Origin of the sequence: Pseudomonas sp. SIMBA_068 (assembly GCF_046534705.1) — a bacterium.
GTDB classification, from domain to species: domain Bacteria; phylum Pseudomonadota; class Gammaproteobacteria; order Pseudomonadales; family Pseudomonadaceae; genus Aquipseudomonas; species Aquipseudomonas putida.
The window spans coordinates 1-354 of the sequence record NZ_JAWRYI010000154.1 but is presented as its reverse complement, the minus strand read 5'-3'; the positions used below and the strand labels follow the sequence as shown (position 1 = coordinate 354).

At 55.9% G+C, this 354-nt stretch carries 1 pseudogene; it reads left to right on the top strand.

Features of this window, described 5'->3' with window-relative positions:
• A pseudogene (locus SB756_RS28615) lies at nucleotides 1–354 on the top strand (hypothetical protein); the annotation flags it as partial.

The following is a 354-nucleotide window of genomic DNA, read 5'->3' as shown; positions in this document are numbered from 1 at the left end:
CAGCCACGCTCCCCACCAGCCTGCGCGAGGCCCCTTTCTATCAGAGCGTATTTGTCGATGAAGTGCAGGACTTTAGCGAGCAGCAGATCTATTTGATGACCTCCCAGGCTGATCCGCGTTATAGCGCGATCACGGTGGTGGGAGACCGTTCGCAGCAGTTGCTGCACAATGAAGAAATACACATTGCGGATTGCTTCCCGATTGGCAAACGCCCAGAGTTTGTGGCGTTGGATGAGAATTTGCGGCAGAAAGGGCAGCCGGATCTAGCCGCGCTGAGTACGGTACTGCGGCAGTTGTTCGAGCGCGGAGCCGATACGGATGTACAGCATCTAGACGCTGACGTTCTGCATGATC